We start from the raw sequence: 239 nt of genomic DNA on the forward strand, positions 1-239 counted from the left end.
AGTCCAACCTATAGTTTTGTATGGTTTTTTAATGGCGTAGAGATTGTAGGAGCAACAGATGGTAGTTATATGCCAACTGAGGGCGGTACTTATAGTGTAACGGTTACAGATATCACGACCTCTACAGTGACTATGTGTGAGAGTAGTGATAGTACCGAGGTGATAGAGAGTGATCCACCAGAGGTTACAGCTACAGTAACCACAGAGGCCTTTGCAGACACACATGTTATAGAGGTAAG

The 239-nt window shown here is 43.1% G+C and carries 1 pseudogene; it reads left to right on the plus strand.

Features of this window, described 5'->3' with window-relative positions:
* Positions 1-239 (plus strand): annotated as a pseudogene (locus tag Q0893_RS19555) (hypothetical protein); the annotation flags it as partial.

It is taken from the genome of uncultured Psychroserpens sp. (assembly GCF_947494225.1).
Taxonomy (GTDB): domain Bacteria; phylum Bacteroidota; class Bacteroidia; order Flavobacteriales; family Flavobacteriaceae; genus Psychroserpens.